Source organism: Roseibium algae (genome assembly GCF_037783265.1).
Classification (GTDB): domain Bacteria; phylum Pseudomonadota; class Alphaproteobacteria; order Rhizobiales; family Stappiaceae; genus Roseibium; species Roseibium algae.
In genome coordinates this window covers 352,122-368,698 of the sequence record NZ_JBAKIA010000001.1, presented here as the reverse complement: position 1 = coordinate 368,698, position 16,577 = coordinate 352,122, and the positions used below count along the sequence as shown (strand labels likewise).

Genomic DNA, 16,577 nt, shown 5'->3' with positions numbered 1-16,577 from the left:
TCTCATGACCGCGATCCAGGATCTCTTCAAAACATTCGCCGGTAAACATGGATTGGGAGCTGCATGCTTTATATGCATTGCCGTGCTGTTCTGGGGCATCTTCCTCATTATCCTGCCGCAGCTTGCGATGCTGGATTACTCGTTCCGCTTCAACCTTCCTGCCGCACAAGTAGGCGGGGTCAATGATGTCTATACGCTGGACAACTACGCTTACTTTTTTCAAGGCAACGACAGCACGGTCAACACGCTCGATATGGGCATCTTGGTCAGGACGCTCGTTGCTGCGCTGTTTGTGACCTTCATTGATATTTTGCTGTGTTATCCGATTGCCTTCATCCTCGCACACTCGGCCAAGGGCGTTGCTGCACGGATGATGATCATCGGCTTGATCGTGCCATTCTGGGTGAATGAAATTCTGCGCGCCTTTGCGTTTCGCGTGTTGTTTGGATCAACCGGGTTGATCAATGGCGTGGGCATGTCGATGGGTCTCTGGGATCAGCCAGTGGATTTCATTCGGGCAGATGTCGCCCTTTATTCAGGCCTGACCTACGCCTACATTCTCTTGATGGTCTTTCCGATCTTCAATGCCGTGGAAGCTCTGGACAGAAACCAGATTGAAGCGGCCCGCGATATGGGGGCAAGCTGGTGGCGGGTCCATTGGCGGGTTGTCCTGCCGATTGCCAAGCCGGGGATCGCATCGGGAGCAACCATGGTCTTCATGCTGACGGCTGGTGCCCTTGCTGCCCCGCAGATCCTGGGCGGACCGTCCAGCCTTTGGTTCACACAGCTCATTTACCAATGGTTTAATGAAAGCGCCAACTGGCAGCGGGGTTCGGCCTATGCTGTCGTTCTCCTGATTGTCTGCATCTCTTTCGTGCTGATGATGATGCGCGTCTTCAAGGTATCCATCGGGGAGATCGGACGATGAACCGGGGCACAGGCGGCGGCTTTATCGCAATGGGTTTTTCCCTGCTGTTCTTTTCGTTTCTGTTTGGCCCGTTGATCATCATGGTGATCACCGCTTTCAATTCCTCTTCCTTTCCGAGGATCACACCCTGGGAGTGTTTCACGACCGATTGGTTTGCCGTCCTGTTCGGCAATGACCGGCTGATGAGTGGTCTCCTGAACAGTCTGGTGATTGCCATTGGGGTTGTTTCGATTGCGGTTCCAGTCGGACTTGCCGGGGCGCTGGCCTTGTCCGAACTGGGGCCGAGATTGAGAGCAACGCTCTACACGGTGCTGATCACGCCGATCCTCATTCCCGGTGTGGTACTCGGAATCTCGACAATCGTCTTTTGGGGCGCGCTTGGTCGCTCTGTGGGAGCAGGCTATGGCACGATCTTCTACAGCGGAATGTTCCTGACGCTTGCAGGACAGGTTACCTTTGTTTCAGCCTATGCGATGCTGGTGTTCCTGGCTCGTTTGCAGCGCTTTGATCCGATTCTGACCGAGGCGGCGCTGGATCTGGGAGCAACGCCCGGTCAGGCCTTTCGCAAGATCCTGCTTCCCTTCTTGGGCCCAGCCATAGGATCTGCGGCATTTCTGACCTTTCTGGCGTCGTTCGAGAACTACAACACCACTGTTTTCACGATCTTGTCCGGCAACACCTTCACCACGGCCTTGGCGTCAAAAGTGCGCCACGGCACGGATCCATCCTTGTCGGCCCTTGCCGTTATCATCATCGGGATCACATTGATCGGTGCGATTGTCCATGAGGCTTATGCAAGGCGGCAGGAGGCCCTGCGGACAGGTATCACTCAACGCTCCAGGATCTACGGTAACCCGGTCTTGAAAACGCTGGTTCACCCGCTGACTGTCTTTGTGATTTTGGCAGGCATTACGGGCATTGCCGTCTATCAAGGCAGCAAGCATGATTCATCGGTCTGCAAGGCAGGCATTCTGGAGGAGAAGCTTGAGCGCCAGCAACAGCTTCTGGAGGCACAGCGCAAGCGGATCGAGTTGCAGCAACAGCAGTCTGCTCCGGCGGCGCCCGCAGCCACTCCTGGCAAAGCCAGCCCATCGCCGTTCGGTGGTGCTTTCAATCCCGGCTCTCTTGCGCCCGAAACAACACCGGAGACTACTCCACCACCTGCCGCTCCCAGAACGAACACACCCTTTGGCAGCGCCTTCGATCCTAATGCGCTGAAGGCTAACTAGTTGTGTAGGCTTGAAAACTGATCATTTGGAGTTTTTGGTTCGTCTAACCAAAAAAATATAAGGGATTAACGTGTCCTCAGATAGAGGCGGTCCTGCCAACCATAATGGGTGCGGGCTTCGGTGAACAACAGTTTGAGCGTTGCTTCATCTGCCTTGACTTCTTGAAGTTATAAAGCCCTGGTAGCCTCAAGGGCGGCGGTATCGGAAGCTAGATCTGCATTGGACATGACTGCCTTCGGTCTTTCGAATTCAAGCGTGTTGCGTAAGGCCGAGAATGAGCCGGGCTTGACTTTGGGTTGCCATTGGCCGCTCATTTGCTGCACAAATCTCCGCAGTTTGTTTCACAAGCGCTGCGTTCGACGGGGCAAGGTGACTTTGGTCCATGCGTATGTTGTCTTCAAGGCCAGTCTGGGCATGGCCATCGGCGACAATCGACCATTCATTTAATATGAGCTGACTGACTCTAATTCCGGCTGCGCACCATTCAGCTTCAGGCATCAAACGCTCAACGGTCTTGACGTAAAAATCAAAGACATCCTTGTCTGCGGGCATGGCGTACCTAACGCCCATCACGAACTGGATGTAGATTTGACCAGGGATGCGGCCGTCCTTGTTCATGGCTGCGGCTTGGAGAATATGGCTGGGATCAGAGGCTTTGATTTCCGGCTTTACTCCGTAAGTGCGCATTTCACCTGCGAGTCAATCGACAAGATCCGGCGAGTTCTCATAAACCCGTGTCTGAACTTTTTCGATCCAACGGACAGGGACGCCATGTCCGGCTTGAGTGCCAGTATGCCGCCGCGGGTCTTGTCAGCCCCCGAACGGCCTCCGGTCGAAAACTGGATGATCATGCCTTGGCAGTGCTTCTCCAGTCCTTCTTTCAAACGCTGGAATTTATCCGGATTCGAGCTCGGAGTCTGGTCGTCATTGCGCACATGGGCATGACAGATCGTGGCCCCTGCTTCATAGGCTTCCTGAGTACTTTCCACCTGCTCAGACACAGTGATAGGTACGGCTGGATTGTGCACCTTGCGCGGCAGGGAGCCGGTGATTGCAACGCATATGATGCAGTGCTTTGACATGATCAATCTTTTTTGGGCGCCAGAACGAAATCATATTGAACATCCCAATAGTGCGGACCCTCAAATCCGATTTTTGCGATCTCCTCTGGAGTCTCTATCTTGCGGAAGTCCGCCAGCAGGCTTTCTTTGACTCCAAAAACCGAGTCTGAATTGATATATTTGTCGTGCGGGTCAAAAATGTGCGTCGTGAGCTGCTCGAAGCCATCTTTGCTGACGATGTAGTGCAAATGTGCCGGACGGTATGGGTGGCGGCCAAGGCGGTTCAGCAAACCGCCAACGGGACCGTCATTCGGGATTGGATAGAATTTCGGCTTCACCGCCTTGAACCAATAGCTGCCATCAGGTCCGGTTTTGAATACTCCGCGCAGATTGAAGTCCGGTTGTAGACCTTTTTGCTGAACGTCGTAAAAGCCTTCGTCATTGGCCTGCCACACGTCAATCTTCACGCCTTCAAGTGGATTTCCATCAATGTCCGTGATCTTGCCCCGCACGACAAGATCCTCGCCTTTTTCGTCGAGGCAGATATTGTGGCCCATTTCATATTCGGGGGCATTGCCCACGTGAAACGGCCCAAGCACCGTGTTTTCAGAAGCGCCACTGGGCCGCCTGGAATTCACGGCGTCAACCAACATGGAGACGCCGAGGACATCTGACAGAAGGATAAATTCCTGACGCCAGTCGTCACATTTGTGTCCTGTCGCCGTCAGAAATTGAATGGCCTGAAACCACTCATCCTGAGTAGGTTCGATTTCCTTAACCGCTTCATGCAGCTTGCGGGTGATGACTTCCATCACTTCTTTCAAGCGGGGATTGGTTGCATTTTTATTGCGCCCGGTAACGGCTTCGACGGAGTTCTTCTCGGTAAAGTAACCAAATTCATGACGTTCCATATTTGCCTCCCTATTTGCCTAGAATCTGCTTGAATACACGCTGCAGATCGGCTGTCGGATCGGTGCTGAGTGTGGCTGCGCGCCATGCGATATGGTGATCAGGACGTACCAGAACACAGCCTGAATCGCTTATTTCGTTTGCGCGGGCCCAGTCGCCAGTATGGTCGATGTAAGCTTGACGTGGGCCGATGATATGCACCGCCAGGTCAAGTCCGAGATCCGCAGCAATCACTTCTGCGGCTGATTTCCAAGCTTCGCCGCCAATCCCGGTCAGGATCGTGAATTTGCCCTTGCCGCATAGATCCAGTGTTGAGTGTTTCGCGCCATTGACCTTGTCGAACACGCAGCAATGAGGAAGACGCGCTCCAGGCCAAGTCGTTGGCTGGTAGTGGAGTTCAGCGTCTTTTTCAAATGCTGGTTCGGGCTGTCCATCCGCTTCAATTGCGGAGGACTTATAGCGCTGATTCATCTCGACGCCATGGGCGTCGAACTCGTATTTTTTGAAGGCAATGGTGTCCTGGATCGCCTTGCGCTGGGTTTCGGCTTCAGGTGTACCGTGACACAGGGCACTTAGGTTCTCCGCCATCACCTCAGGATCAACACCGGCGCCCATTCCGAGAGCTTCAAAGATAGGACCTGTTTCACCAATTGACTGATTGGCGCGGGTTACGATCTGTTTGGCCACAGGGGCGCGTTCTTCGGAATAACTTTTGAGCAAAGACTCGTTGGCCTGCCCCTTGAGAACTGCCGCCAGTTTCCAGGCAAGGTTAAAGCCGTCCTGGATGGACGTATTAGAGCCAAGGCCGTTTGAAGGCGGGTGGCGGTGGGCTGCGTCGCCCATGATGAACACTCGGTCTTTTTGCATGTGGGTGGCGTACATATTGTTGACGGTCCAAGTGTTGGCCGAGAGCAGTTCAATGTCCAAATCAGGGTCGCCAATCAACTGGCGGGCAACGCTTGTGGCTAATTCGGCGTCGACCTCAGGCGCAGGCTGATTGATGTCATAGCCCCAGACAATCAACCACTCGTTCCACGGACGAACCATGCGCACCAGTCCCATGCCGATGCCGCCAACATCTGCACCTGGCTGCATCACCCAATAGAGAACCGAAGGCCGATGGGCGACGTATTGGGACAGGTCCGCCCGGAACAGAATGTTCATAGAGCCGCCAACGCCCATCTTGCCTTCAAATGGCAGATCAGCATGTTCGGCCACAAGTGAATTGCTGCCATCGGCGCCGACCAGATACTTCGAGCGGATGGTGACTTCCATGCCGGTCAACCGGTCGAGACAGGTCGTGGTTACGCCGTCTGCGTCTTGCTCATGGCTGACATATTGGGTCGACATGCGGGCCTGCGTGCCTCTTGAGCACGCGGTTTTGAACAGCAGCGGTTCCATGAAAGTCTGGGGCAGGTCGTTCATCAGTGTCGGTGATGACAGCTGATGCTCCGCCTTCGACAGCGGATGGTTGCCCCAGCTCTTCATGCGGCCGATTTCTTCGCCTGCCAGGCTTGTGCAGAAGATGTTTTCGCCCATCAGGTCCTGATGGCTGGCATGCATGTAGGCTTCGTCTTCCACATCGCGGCCAAGATCGCGCAACACTTCCATGGTGCGTTGATTGGTGATGTGTGCACGTGGGCTGTTCGCAAGCCAGCGGTATCGATTGATCGCCATGTTCTCAATGCCGTAGCTTGAGAGCAATGCTGCTGTCGCGGAGCCTGCTGGGCCCGTGCCTATGATGAGTACGTCAGTCGAGATATCAGTCATTTGGCTCTCCCTTGGATTCTTGATGTAAACTGCCTCCGCTCAGGCGGCGGCGAATTGGAAAGAGTTCAATCCCGGTCTTGTCCTTGAAGAGGCCCCAAAGCCCGCGCGGCGCGAACAGCATAGTGACAATACCGAGAAATCCGAGGACCAGAAGGTACCAAGAGCCATAATCAGAAAGCGTGCTTTGTAGGATGAAGAACACCAGAATACCGATGATGGGGCCTTCGATGGTGCCGATGCCGCCGATCACAACAATAAAGATGATGTAGGCAGTCCAATCGATAAGCGAGAAAGCTGCGTCTGGCGAAATCCGACCTTTCTGAAGGTAGATCAAGGCTCCGGCAAGTCCGGTCAAAAAGGCCGTACTGAGATACACGATTGTCTTGATCTTGCGCGCATCGACGCCGACTGATTTGGCCGCAATCTGATTGTCGCGCACGGCTGCCAGACCTAGCCCCGGACTAGATCGCAGCAGCCAGTAAATCAGGCCGATGGTGGCGACGACCAGAACCAGCGCCAGCCAGTAGGTTATGACATCGGCGGCGGCGGACGTTTTGAAACCGAAGGTGTCCTTCAAGAATTCAACGCCGAACATCTCTTTTGTTGCGCCACGTGGCAGCGACGTACCCGTGCCGCCACCGAGTGTTTTCCATTGCGCTAAAGATAGTCGAACGATTTCAGCGGCAACCCAGGTTCCGATTCCGAAATATGCACCTTGCAAGCGAAAGGTGAATATCGCGGTGGGAATGGCCAGCAAGGCGGCGGAGACACCGGCCAGCAAGATGGAGATAATCGGATCCAGCCCAAGCAGAATAACCCCTGCGAACATCGCATAGGCCCCAAAGCCTACAAAGGCCTGTTGTCCCACCGAGACCAACCCGGCGTAGCCAGCCAGAAGGTTCCAGCTTTGGGCCAGTACCAACATGGTCAAAATGAAAAACAAGTCCTGGATCAGGCTTCGTGAGACAAAGAACGGGGCAAAGATAGCTGCGCCCAAAACTCCAATTGAGAGTACGAGAAACACGGATGATGTGCGGGTCCGGGTTTCCACCGTCCAGGGCGCTTTTACGCTGTTGGTCATGACGGTCTCCTCAATCCACTGCGCGGGGGAACAGGCCGCGGGGGGCCACAAGAAGGACAACCACAAAGGCTATATGGCCTGCGAGGATTTGCCATTCGGGATTGATAGCAGCCCCTAACGTCTGGGCGACACCAATGATGATCCCACCTGCGAGCGTGCCCCAAAGTGAGCCCAGCCCGCCAATAATCACGGCTTCAAACGCGTAAATCAAACGAGCGGGACCGACTGTTGGATCAAAATTGGCACGTGTGCCCAGGTAAAGCGCTGCGATCGTCACGACGATCATGGCGATGCCGGTTGCTGTTGCGAAAATGTTTTGCGGCCGAATGCCCATCAAGCTGGCGGTGGTCGGGTCATCCGAAGTTGCCCGGAACGCGCGCCCAAGGGATGTGTGATAAAACAGCAAATTAAGCGCCACGATCACGGCGATGGCCGAGCCGAAAGTCAGCAATGGCATCACACCGACATTGATCGGGCCCAAAGCAACGGAAGCCGTTTCCACCGGTCCGACAGACAGGCGCTGGCTATCTGCAGAAAAACCTTCCAGCAACGCGTTTTGAATGACAATCGACAGGCCGAATGTTACCAGCAAAGGCGGGAGGAAATCACCGCCCAGTGTTCGGTTTAAAATATGCTTCTGGAGCAACCAGCCGATTGCAAACATGATTGGTGCTGCGACTAATGCAGCCAGAAACGGGTTCAGCCCTAGAACAGAGACAAGCACGAGGATCAGATAGGCAGCCAGCACGATCAAGTCACCATGGGCGAGGTTGATCAGCCGCATTATCCCGAACACAAGACTAAGCCCTGCTGCAAATAAAGCATAAAGACCGCCAAGCAGAATACCCTGCACAATTGTATCGACCCAAATCATAAGGTAGCTCCGAAATAGGCGGCTTGTATGGCATCACGGGTCAGATCTTGAGGCCGACCTTCAAGGGTTACCTTGCCTTCCATCATGCAATAGACACGGTCGGCGACCCTCAGCGCCTGACTGATGTCTTGCTCCACCACAACAATTGATGTTCCGGTTTTCTTGATGCGCGGCAGGGCAGCATAGATGTCCTTGATGATCACCGGAGCAAGCCCCAGACTGATTTCATCACACAACAGAACCTTAGGGTTGGACATCAGCGCCCGGCCAATGGCGACCATTTGCTGCTGGCCACCGGACAGTGCTGTTCCGGGATTGTGGCGGCGCTCCCGCAGGATAGGGAACATGTCGTAGACTGTATCCAGAGACCAGGGTCCGGCGACTTTGCGGCCATAACAGCCGATCTGCAGGTTTTCCTCGACGGACAGCGAGGGAAACAACTTACGGCCCTCCGGCACCATGGCAATTCCCTTTGCCAGAATGTCGGCGGCGTGGATGCTACCGATGCCCGTATCGTCAAATCGGATGGCGTCCGGGGCATTGTGCAAGACTCCGGCGATTGATCGCATGAGGGTTGTCTTGCCTGCACCATTTGCGCCGATGATCGCGACCGTTTCACCTTCGTTCAACTGGATGTCGACCCCAAACAGCGCCTGGAAATCCCCATAATGGGCGATGAGGTTTTGGGTTGTAAGGAGTGTCATCAAACATCAAGCCCCAAGTAGATTTCACGTACGTCCTTGGACGCCATGATCGCGTCCGGGTCTCCGATCCCGATCACCTTGCCAAAGTCGAGGACAAGCAAACGTTGGGCGACCGAAGTCAGTGCATGCAGGACATGTTCGATCCAGATGATAGACATTCCTGTCGCGTGAATTTTCTTGATCGTTGCAATCAAGGCATGGCACTCGCCCTCGGTCAGACCGCCCGCGATTTCGTCGAGTAACAGGACGTTCGGTCGGGTGGCGAGGGCTCGGGCGAGCTCAAGGCGTTTGCGTTCCAACAGGCTCAGTTTGCCGGCCACATCGTTGGCGCGATCAATCAGACCGGTTTCGACCAGAATGTTCGCGCATTCGACAGAAACGTCGCGTTCGGGAACATTGTTGCCATAGGTCCCGGAAACGATCAGGTTCTCAAACACTGTTAGTTGTTCAAATGGCTGCGGGATTTGGAAAGTACGTCCTATCCCGCCAATGCATCGTGCCATTGGCGGGATCTTGGTGATGTCTTTACCCTCAAATGAAATCTGCCCCTCGTCCACCGAGAGGTTGCCCGTGACCAGGTTAAAGAGCGTTGATTTACCGGCACCGTTTGGACCTATCACGCCAAGAGCTTCGCCCTTCGCGAGATCGAAAGTAATGTTCTGTGACACCTTGAGGGCGCCAAAGGATTTCGACACATTGTTGAGTGAAAGGATAGTCATCCCGCGAGACCTGTCAGATAAGGCGAGGGCACGCTGGCCCCCGCTGGGTTTTGGCTGTCGTCTATCAGGTGATCGGCTGCATTTTGCCGCCGGTTGGAATGTTAGGTGCTGTCTTATTGTCAGTGATAACGAGATCGTAAGCGCCATCATCCTTCAAGCGCCATTGTCCGCCGACCAGAGGTGTCTTGGCGATATTCTTGGCGGCAAACGGAGGAAGGCCTACGTCATCCCAGGCAATCGGTCCGACAATGGTATTCAGCTGGGTTGCGGCAATTGTTTCGGATACCGCATCCGCATCAGTCGGATCGTCGACTCGTTTCATAACATCGACAGCCAATTCGAATAGTGCATGGACGAAGCCGATGGGCTGGGTCCATGGACGACCTGTCGCCTGGGTAAATCCGGCGGCAAGAGCAGCTGAGGTTTCGCCCGTCAATGAGGAGGAGAATGGATGGTTTGGTGACCACCAGACCTCTGAGGACAAGTTGTTGCCCGCCTCGCCCAGCGCCTCAACGGCTTGTGGGAACAGAATTGCTTTGCCGATAGAGGCGATCTTTGGCGTGAAACCTTGCTGCTTCGCCTGGGTCCAGAAAGTTGTGAAATCCGGTGGGATCATCACCCCAGTGATGATTTCGGTATTCGCCGCCTTGAAGGCATTGATTTGGGCGGAAAAATCATCGGTAAGGTTCTGGTAGCGACCGGTATCTGTCAGGTTGTAGCCCTGCTTTTCAAGAACGGGCGGGAAACCGACATTTGCATCGCCCCAGGCATTACCATCGCCATCGTTCGGGTACAGTCCACCAACTTTCTTGTTGGTCTCTAGTTGAGCCCACATGTTGGTGAAGACCGAGATGACGTCTTCAAGGCCAAAGAAGAAATGATAGGCATAATTGAAGGACTGCCAGGATGCAGGATCGCCAGGATTGCCTTGCTGGCCGATAAACCAAGGCTGCCACGGGGCAATGGTGGACAGGCAAGGTACTTCTTCGGATTCGCAAGTGGTCGCGACTGGATTTGTGGTTTCTGGCGTGGATGCGACCAGCATCAGGTTGATCTCGTCGTCGATGATCAGTTCACGGGCCACCTCCGCAGCCCGGTTAGGGTTGGACTGACTGTCCTTGACGATAACTTCAATGTTCAGCCCTTGGGCTTTTGCTGCCGCCTTGGCACCAGCGATAATGAAACTGTCTGCCTCTGCAAACGATGCCAGTGGTCCGGTTTGCGGGCTGACATAGCCGAGTTTGATTGGCATGTCTTGCGCACGTGCAGGAAGCACGAGACCAGAGGTGCCTGCTACGGCAGTCGCAGCGACCGAATTTTTCAGAAAAGTCCGTCTATTCCACATGTTGGTTCCTCCCAGAACAACAGAATCAAAGTGCCGGACGGGTTCCTTCCCAGGCATTTTGAAGCAATTTGCGAATGGACACGCGATCAATAGGGCGCGGGTTCCAATATGGGTTTTCGATCGCAATTTCTGTTGCGCGATCTAGATCGGCTTCCGTCAACCCGAGGTCTTTCAGGGCTTGCGGGGCACCAATGTCTTTTGAGAAGTCGAAAAGCCCTGTGCCGGGCGTTGTGCCGAAAAGATCTGCTATCGGCTTAAGTTCGCCGGGCACTGCAGCGGTATTGAAACCGACAGTGTGTGGCAGCATGATTGCGTGGGTTTGGGCATGTGGCGTGTCGAAGCTGCCGCCGAGCGTGTGGCAGATCTTGTGGTGCAGTGCCATGCCTACGGCTCCAAGGACCGTGCCGCATAGCCAAGCGCCATAAAGTGCGTCGGCCCGCGCAGTTGCATCCGAAGGATCGACCACGAGAGCTGGCAAAGACCTTTTAAATGCAGCAAGACCTTCGAGCGCCATTAGGCTGGAGACCGGATTGCGATCTTGAGCATACAGAGCCTCTGCGGCATGGGCCATGGCGTTCAACCCGCTGGTTATGCTCATCCCAAGAGGGAGCCCCAGTGTCAGATCCGGATCGTAGATCACCACTTCGGGTAGGATGTTGTCGCCGCGGATGGTTGTTTTGCGTCCACCTTCCGTCTGGCCAAGGATCGAGGTGACTTCGGATCCTGCATAGGTTGTTGGGATCACGACTTGCGGCAGACCGGACCGATAGGCAATTGCCTTGCCTAGGCCCGTTGTGGAGCCGCCACCCAATGCAACAACGCAATCTGCTCCAGTGGTCTTGACCACTTCCATGGCTTCTTCGGTAATGTCCACCGGTGTGTGCATGGCTGCTTTGGAGAAGACGCCAACGCTCAGTCCACCTAGCTGGCCTGACAGGCTTTCAGCATCGGCTTCCTGGTGTGGTGTCGAAAGGAGAAGCGCTTTTGTGCAGCCAAGTTTTTCGATCCATGAACCGGTTTCGGCTTTTTTGCCAGCACCGAACACGATGTGGGCCGCACTTCCGCGGTAGGTAAAGGCACTGACCATCAACGCGTCTCCTGGGCCGATGGATTGAGGTAGAAATCAACGTCAAGCTTCAGCGCTTGGTCTTCGTTGACCGCTGCTCTCTTGAAGCAGCCGACCAGGCCGGGTTTGACGCTAAATAAGGGGTCGGTTCCAAGGTTCGGGTCGTCGCCATCGAAAACCTGCGTTGTCAGTGTTTCGAAACCATCTGCCGAAACCTGGAAGTAGATGTGAGCAGGCCGGCAAAGAGAGGCTCCGAGCTTGACAAGTAGGGCGCCTAAAGGTCCATCCTTGGGGACTTCGTATCCAGATGGCCTTATGGTCCGATAGGAGATCGCGCCTCTGTCGTCAGCCAGAAAGTGGCCGCGCAAATTGTGCTCAGGCTGCAAGTCCGGCTGCTGGTTTTCATAGTATCCTTCGGCATTGGCCTGCCAGGTTTCCAAACGCGCACCGGAGACTGGAGATCCATCGAGATCCTTGATCTTGACGGATACCGCGACCGTACTGCCGACCTCATCGAGGCTGATGTTGTCGCCTTGTGGCATCAGCGGGACATCCGAGCGATAAAACGGACCGCGCATGGTGTTTGGTGTCGCCTGATCTGGTCGATCGGAATTCAGAGAATCAACAAGTGCAGATGTGCCGAGCAAGTCTGACACCAAGACCCACTCCTGACGGCGCTCATCACACAGATGACCGACTTCGGTCAGGAACTTGATGGCTGCATGCCAGTCACTCAAAGACGGCTTGGTTTCTCGTATAATGGCATGAACATGCTCTGCTACCTTGCTCAGCACTTCTGCTAGGCGTTCGTCTGCTGCACCGCTAATCCGTTCGGAAAAGAGCTGGTCAGATTTTTCCGCTTGGAAATAGGCAATATCAGACGTGCCGATCATGTTCCCTCCCAACGTTCATTTACTGAACTTGGGGGGATAATATCTGGCGAAATGACATGCTTGATGATTATTGAGTCTGAGTTTATAACAAATTGCTATGAAAATTGATGAAAGACATCTCATTCAGCTCGCAGCTGTTGTGCAAGCTGGCAGTGTCACTCGCGGAGCTGACCTGCTCGGCATGACCCAATCGGCTGTCTCTCGGACATTGTCCTCGCTGGAGAAACGGCTTGGAGAACCGTTCTTCTTGAAAGGCCAACGCCCGTTGCAGCCAACTCCCTTGGCACGAGCCCTGGCAGATCAGGGCAATGTGATGATGACTGCATCGCGCAAGGCGTCCGAAATCATCCAGAATTTCCATGAAGGCAAGGCGGGAGGTGTCCGGGTCGGAGGAACGCCGTTCTTTATGGATGCACTGATCTCCAGTATGACTGCCGAGTTTCAGAACGCCTATCCCGAAATCCGGGTGGATCAGAGCTATGGCTACGTAAAAGACTTGCGCGAGGCGATTTATTCGGATCGGATCGATCTTGCGATTTGCCCGATTGATATTCTAGGTGAGGGATCCGGCCTCGTTTTTGAAGAGATATTGCCCGGACGCAATGTCGTTGCCTGCAGTGTGCTGCATCCTCTTTTGAACAAACGCAGACCCACCGCGCAGGAACTGCTCGAATATCCCTGGGTTGCACCGCCTGAAGGCAGTCCGCTTTACGCAGATCTGCATTCCATCCTCTTGTCTCTCGGCGCGACGGAAATCAAAATCCGTTATTCGGGTGGCTCGCTTGCCAGCGTGATCAATTATATGACCCGGACAAATGCCCTTACGGTGCTTCCACACAGCGTGGTTTTTGCATACCGGAAAGATCGTACGCTGACCGCGCTTCCTTTCAAGATCCCGCACCCGGATCGTGCTCTGGGAATCCTGCGGCGGGCAGATGCCCCTTATTTGCCAGCAATCGACAAATATGCGCAGCATATCGCAACCGGTTTCAAGGACCTGCGCCACCTTATCAAACGGCATGAAGATGCTGTGGTCTGGGGCGCATGAAGCCTAAAAACCTAGATTTTATAAATGCTGGAGCCCCGGTCTTAATGTGTAATAAGCTGTCAAGTGTCAGGCTTTGAGGAAACCAAATGAAAACCCGCATCACTGAGCTTTTCAATATTGAACATCCGATCATTCAGGGTGGTATGCATTTTGTTGGTTTTGCCGAGCTGGCAGCAGCTGTTTCAAATGCGGGAGGTCTGGGATGCATCACCGGTTTGACGCAAAGGTCTCCGGCGGATCTGGCCAATGAGATCGCCCGGTGCAAAGACATGACCGACAAGCCATTCGCGGTGAACCTGACCTTCCTGCCGACGGTCAGCTCTCCAGATTATCCCGGATACGTTAAGGCCATTATTGAGGGCGGTGTCAGCGTTGTTGAAACGGCGGGGCGGAATCCTGAGCAGGTCATGCCTTATCTCAAGCAGGCTGGCATCAAGGTCATCCACAAATGCACCTCTGTTCGCCATGCCCTAAAGGCGCAGTCTATAGGCTGTGATGCGGTCTCGGTGGATGGGTTCGAATGTGGTGGCCACCCGGGGGAAGACGACATTCCGAACATGATCCTGCTGCCCCGTGCTGCTGATGAACTTGAGATTCCTTTCGTGTCTTCAGGCGGTCAGTCCGACGCACGCTCGCTTGTGGCGTCGCTGGCCATGGGCGCTGAGGGCATGAATATGGGCACACGCTTCATGGCGACCGTCGAGGCGCCGATCCACCAGAATGTGAAAGATGCCATCGTTGCCGCCTCTGAGCTGGATACGCGCCTGATTATGCGCCCCTTGCGTAACACGGAGAGAGTGCTGACCAACAAGGCGGTCGAAAAGGTTATTGCGACGGAACGAGAAAAAGGTGCAGACCTCACGTTTGAAGACGTGGCATATGAAGTGGCGGGCGTCTATCCGAAAGTGATGATCGACGGCGATATGGATGTTGGTGCATGGTCTTGCGGCATGGTTGCAGGTCTGATCCACGACATTCCGACCTGCAAAGAGCTGATTGACAGGATCATGTCTGAGGCGGATGACATCATCAACACGCGCTTTAAGGCGATGTTGGTGGAATAACGCTCTATTACTGACTGTCTTCACCATCCGCCTCCAACAAGCATTGACTAAACCGTCAAAACTGAGCAAAAACGTCCAACATTTTTGTGAATGAGACGCGAAATGCTTTTTGGTGGACGGAAATCGGATGATGACACTGTGGTCGAGATGTTGGCCTCCGTCATTCGCCGTGACATTTCCTTTGGTGTGCTGTCCCCGGATCAAAAGCTCAAGATTGATGGCTTGCGCAAATCCTATGGCGGCTCAAATCATTCGATGCGTGAAACGCTGAGAATGCTGACCTCCGAAGGTCTGGTTGAGGCTACAAATCAGCGCGGATATCGGGTGACATCAGCAACGGAAGACGATTTGCGGGATATTCTGCTGCTGCGTCTTGAGGTTGAAACGCTCGGCCTTAAACGGTCCTTTGAGCGGGCCAATGTGGCTTGGGAATCTGGTGTTGTCGCCGCGTTGCACGCGGTGACCCGTGCTGACAGCGCCGTCCAGGAACAGCCCGATGATGTGACTGCCCTTGAGTGGGACGAAGCCTGCCGCGCCTTGACCATTGCATTGGTGGCTGCAAGCGGTTCGCCGCGTTTGATGGATATGGTGGCGCAGTTTTATGGTCAGTCCCGACGTTTCAGGCTGGCCTTGTTGCGGGAAGGGCGTATCGACTTTTCCGCTCGCAAAGCCCGACAGGAGCTCTTGCGTGAAGCGGTCATTGCACGAGATCAAGGCAAGGCTCTGACGGTGCTGGAAGACGAAATCAACAAAGATTTGGGTGTTTGAAACCCATATCAAGGATCATATTGGGAGGAAACTAATGATCAAGTTCAACAGACGGCAGACACTGGGTCTGCTCGGTGCGGCTGCAGCTACAGGGCTTGCAGCTCCCGCCATTGCGCAAAACAAGAAGATTGTTGTCGGCGCACTTCGGTTCACCTCGCATTCCGGTAGCTTCGTTGCTGTTGAGAGGGGCTATTTTGCGGATGCTGGCCTTGATGTTGAACTTCGGTTCTTCCAGGCCGCCCAACCGATGGCCGTGGCCATTGCCTCTGGCGATGTCGACTATGCGGTGACGGCGGTCTCCGGCGGTCTGATTTCGCTGGCCGACAAAGGCGCAATCAAGGTGATTGGCGGAGCTCTGAGTGAAGAGCCTGGCATTGATGGGCAAAAAATTCTGGCATCCAATGCTGCGTTCGAAGCTGGTCTGACGTCGCCTGCGCAGCTAGGTGGTAAGAAATTCGGCATTTCGAACGCTGGATCCTCCTTCCACTACATGGGCTCAAGAGTTGCCCAGGCCGAAAACGCGGAAATGTCCTTCACGCCGCTGCAAAAAGTCGGCGCAATCATCGGTGCCTTGAAGTCCGGGCAGATCGACGCCTGGTCAATTCAGCCGCATATTGCCAGTGCGTTGGCTGGCTCTGGTGCCGTTCAAGTGATCGGTAAGATTTCAGATTACCTGCCAAATTATCAGGTTACCACGGTGTTTACGTCGGCTAAAAATGCCTCTGATGAGCGTGAACAGACATCTGACTTCCTGAAGGGATTCAGCAATGGTGTTGCAGACTATACCGCCGCTATGATCGATAAGACTGGCGGTGAAGAGGGCGTCAATGAGATGGTCGATTTGATCCATAAGTACGTCTATGCGGATCGTCCGCGCGAAAAGGCTGCGCCGTCGATCATCAAAGGTGCGATGCGGATCAACAAGGACGCCAGGCTGAACATCGCATCCGTGCAGGATCAGTTGAGCTGGTTCCAGTCTGAAGGTCTGGTGGACAACGATATAACGCTCGATACCTTTGTCGACACAAGCTACGTCGAAACCTACAAGGCCTAAGGTCTTTCTACGAGGCTGGGCTGGTTGCGCCGAATATATGCAGCCAGCCTGGCTTTCGTCTTTA

General features: G+C 54.4%; 15 protein-coding genes and 1 pseudogene. 6 read left to right on the top strand and 10 right to left on the bottom strand.

Annotated elements, in window-relative coordinates:
- The first annotated feature begins 4 nt into the window (after positions 1 to 4).
- Both V6575_RS01700 and V6575_RS01695 read left to right on the top strand, forming a co-directional pair.
- The gene (locus V6575_RS01700; protein WP_340272269.1) at positions 5 to 928 is read left to right on the top strand and encodes an ABC transporter permease; all 924 of its coding nucleotides are present in this window, start codon (positions 5 to 7) and stop codon (positions 926 to 928) included.
- The gene (locus V6575_RS01695) at positions 925 to 2,157 is read left to right on the top strand and encodes an ABC transporter permease (RefSeq protein WP_340272268.1); all 1,233 of its coding nucleotides are present in this window, start codon (positions 925 to 927) and stop codon (positions 2,155 to 2,157) included. Before V6575_RS01700 ends, V6575_RS01695 begins: the two co-directional genes overlap by 4 nt.
- Positions 2,158 to 2,406: 249 nt before the next feature.
- On the opposite strand, the pseudogene V6575_RS01690 reads toward V6575_RS01695, so the two are convergent.
- The 10 genes and pseudogenes from V6575_RS01690 to V6575_RS01645 all read right to left on the bottom strand — a co-directional run bounded on the left by V6575_RS01690 (position 2,407) and on the right by V6575_RS01645 (position 12,579).
- A pseudogene (locus tag V6575_RS01690) lies at positions 2,407 to 3,239 on the bottom strand (3-oxoadipate:acetyl-CoA acetyltransferase).
- 2 nt (positions 3,240 to 3,241) lie between these two features.
- Positions 3,242 to 4,129, bottom strand: coding sequence for an intradiol ring-cleavage dioxygenase (locus tag V6575_RS01685; RefSeq protein WP_340272267.1), 888 nt, complete (start codon positions 4,127 to 4,129; stop codon positions 3,242 to 3,244).
- A 10-nt stretch (positions 4,130 to 4,139) separates the two neighbouring features.
- Positions 4,140 to 5,897 (bottom strand): FAD-dependent oxidoreductase, encoded by a 1,758-nt coding sequence (locus tag V6575_RS01680; protein WP_340272266.1) that lies wholly within the window; start codon positions 5,895 to 5,897, stop codon positions 4,140 to 4,142.
- Positions 5,890 to 6,978: a branched-chain amino acid ABC transporter permease gene (locus V6575_RS01675; protein WP_340272265.1), complete on the bottom strand. Its 1,089-nt coding sequence runs from the start codon at positions 6,976 to 6,978 to the stop codon at positions 5,890 to 5,892. Before V6575_RS01675 ends, V6575_RS01680 begins: the two co-directional genes overlap by 8 nt.
- 10 nt (positions 6,979 to 6,988) lie before the next feature.
- Complete coding sequence (locus tag V6575_RS01670) at positions 6,989 to 7,852, bottom strand: branched-chain amino acid ABC transporter permease (RefSeq protein WP_340272264.1); 864 nt, start codon at positions 7,850 to 7,852, stop codon at positions 6,989 to 6,991.
- Positions 7,849 to 8,556, bottom strand: a complete 708-nt coding sequence (locus tag V6575_RS01665; protein ID WP_340272263.1) for an ABC transporter ATP-binding protein — start codon at positions 8,554 to 8,556, stop codon at positions 7,849 to 7,851. The genes V6575_RS01670 and V6575_RS01665 overlap by 4 nt, the downstream gene beginning before the upstream one ends.
- Positions 8,556 to 9,275, bottom strand: coding sequence for an ABC transporter ATP-binding protein (locus tag V6575_RS01660; protein WP_340272261.1), 720 nt, complete (start codon positions 9,273 to 9,275; stop codon positions 8,556 to 8,558). Before V6575_RS01660 ends, V6575_RS01665 begins: the two co-directional genes overlap by 1 nt.
- A 64-nt stretch (positions 9,276 to 9,339) precedes the next feature.
- Positions 9,340 to 10,620, bottom strand: a complete 1,281-nt coding sequence (locus V6575_RS01655) for an ABC transporter substrate-binding protein (RefSeq protein WP_340272260.1) — start codon at positions 10,618 to 10,620, stop codon at positions 9,340 to 9,342.
- 25 nt (positions 10,621 to 10,645) lie between these two features.
- The gene (locus V6575_RS01650) at positions 10,646 to 11,707 is read right to left on the bottom strand and encodes a maleylacetate reductase (protein WP_340272259.1); all 1,062 of its coding nucleotides are present in this window, start codon (positions 11,705 to 11,707) and stop codon (positions 10,646 to 10,648) included.
- Positions 11,707 to 12,579, bottom strand: coding sequence for a dioxygenase family protein (locus V6575_RS01645; RefSeq protein ID WP_340272258.1), 873 nt, complete (start codon positions 12,577 to 12,579; stop codon positions 11,707 to 11,709). The genes V6575_RS01650 and V6575_RS01645 overlap by 1 nt, the downstream gene beginning before the upstream one ends.
- A gap of 97 nt (positions 12,580 to 12,676) precedes the next feature.
- Here V6575_RS01645 and V6575_RS01640 point away from each other — a divergent pair, with 97 nt between their 5' ends.
- The 4 genes from V6575_RS01640 to V6575_RS01625 all read left to right on the top strand — a co-directional run bounded on the left by V6575_RS01640 (position 12,677) and on the right by V6575_RS01625 (position 16,513).
- Positions 12,677 to 13,627, top strand: a complete 951-nt coding sequence (locus V6575_RS01640) for a LysR family transcriptional regulator (protein ID WP_340272257.1) — start codon at positions 12,677 to 12,679, stop codon at positions 13,625 to 13,627.
- 86 nt (positions 13,628 to 13,713) lie between these two features.
- On the top strand, positions 13,714 to 14,691 hold the full coding sequence (locus V6575_RS01635) for an NAD(P)H-dependent flavin oxidoreductase (RefSeq protein WP_340272256.1): 978 nt from the start codon (positions 13,714 to 13,716) through the stop codon (positions 14,689 to 14,691).
- Between the two features lie 102 nt (positions 14,692 to 14,793).
- Positions 14,794 to 15,459, top strand: coding sequence for a GntR family transcriptional regulator (locus tag V6575_RS01630; RefSeq protein ID WP_340272255.1), 666 nt, complete (start codon positions 14,794 to 14,796; stop codon positions 15,457 to 15,459).
- 34 nt (positions 15,460 to 15,493) lie between these two features.
- Positions 15,494 to 16,513, top strand: coding sequence for an ABC transporter substrate-binding protein (locus tag V6575_RS01625; protein ID WP_340272254.1), 1,020 nt, complete (start codon positions 15,494 to 15,496; stop codon positions 16,511 to 16,513).
- Positions 16,514 to 16,577: the final 64 nt, after the last annotated feature.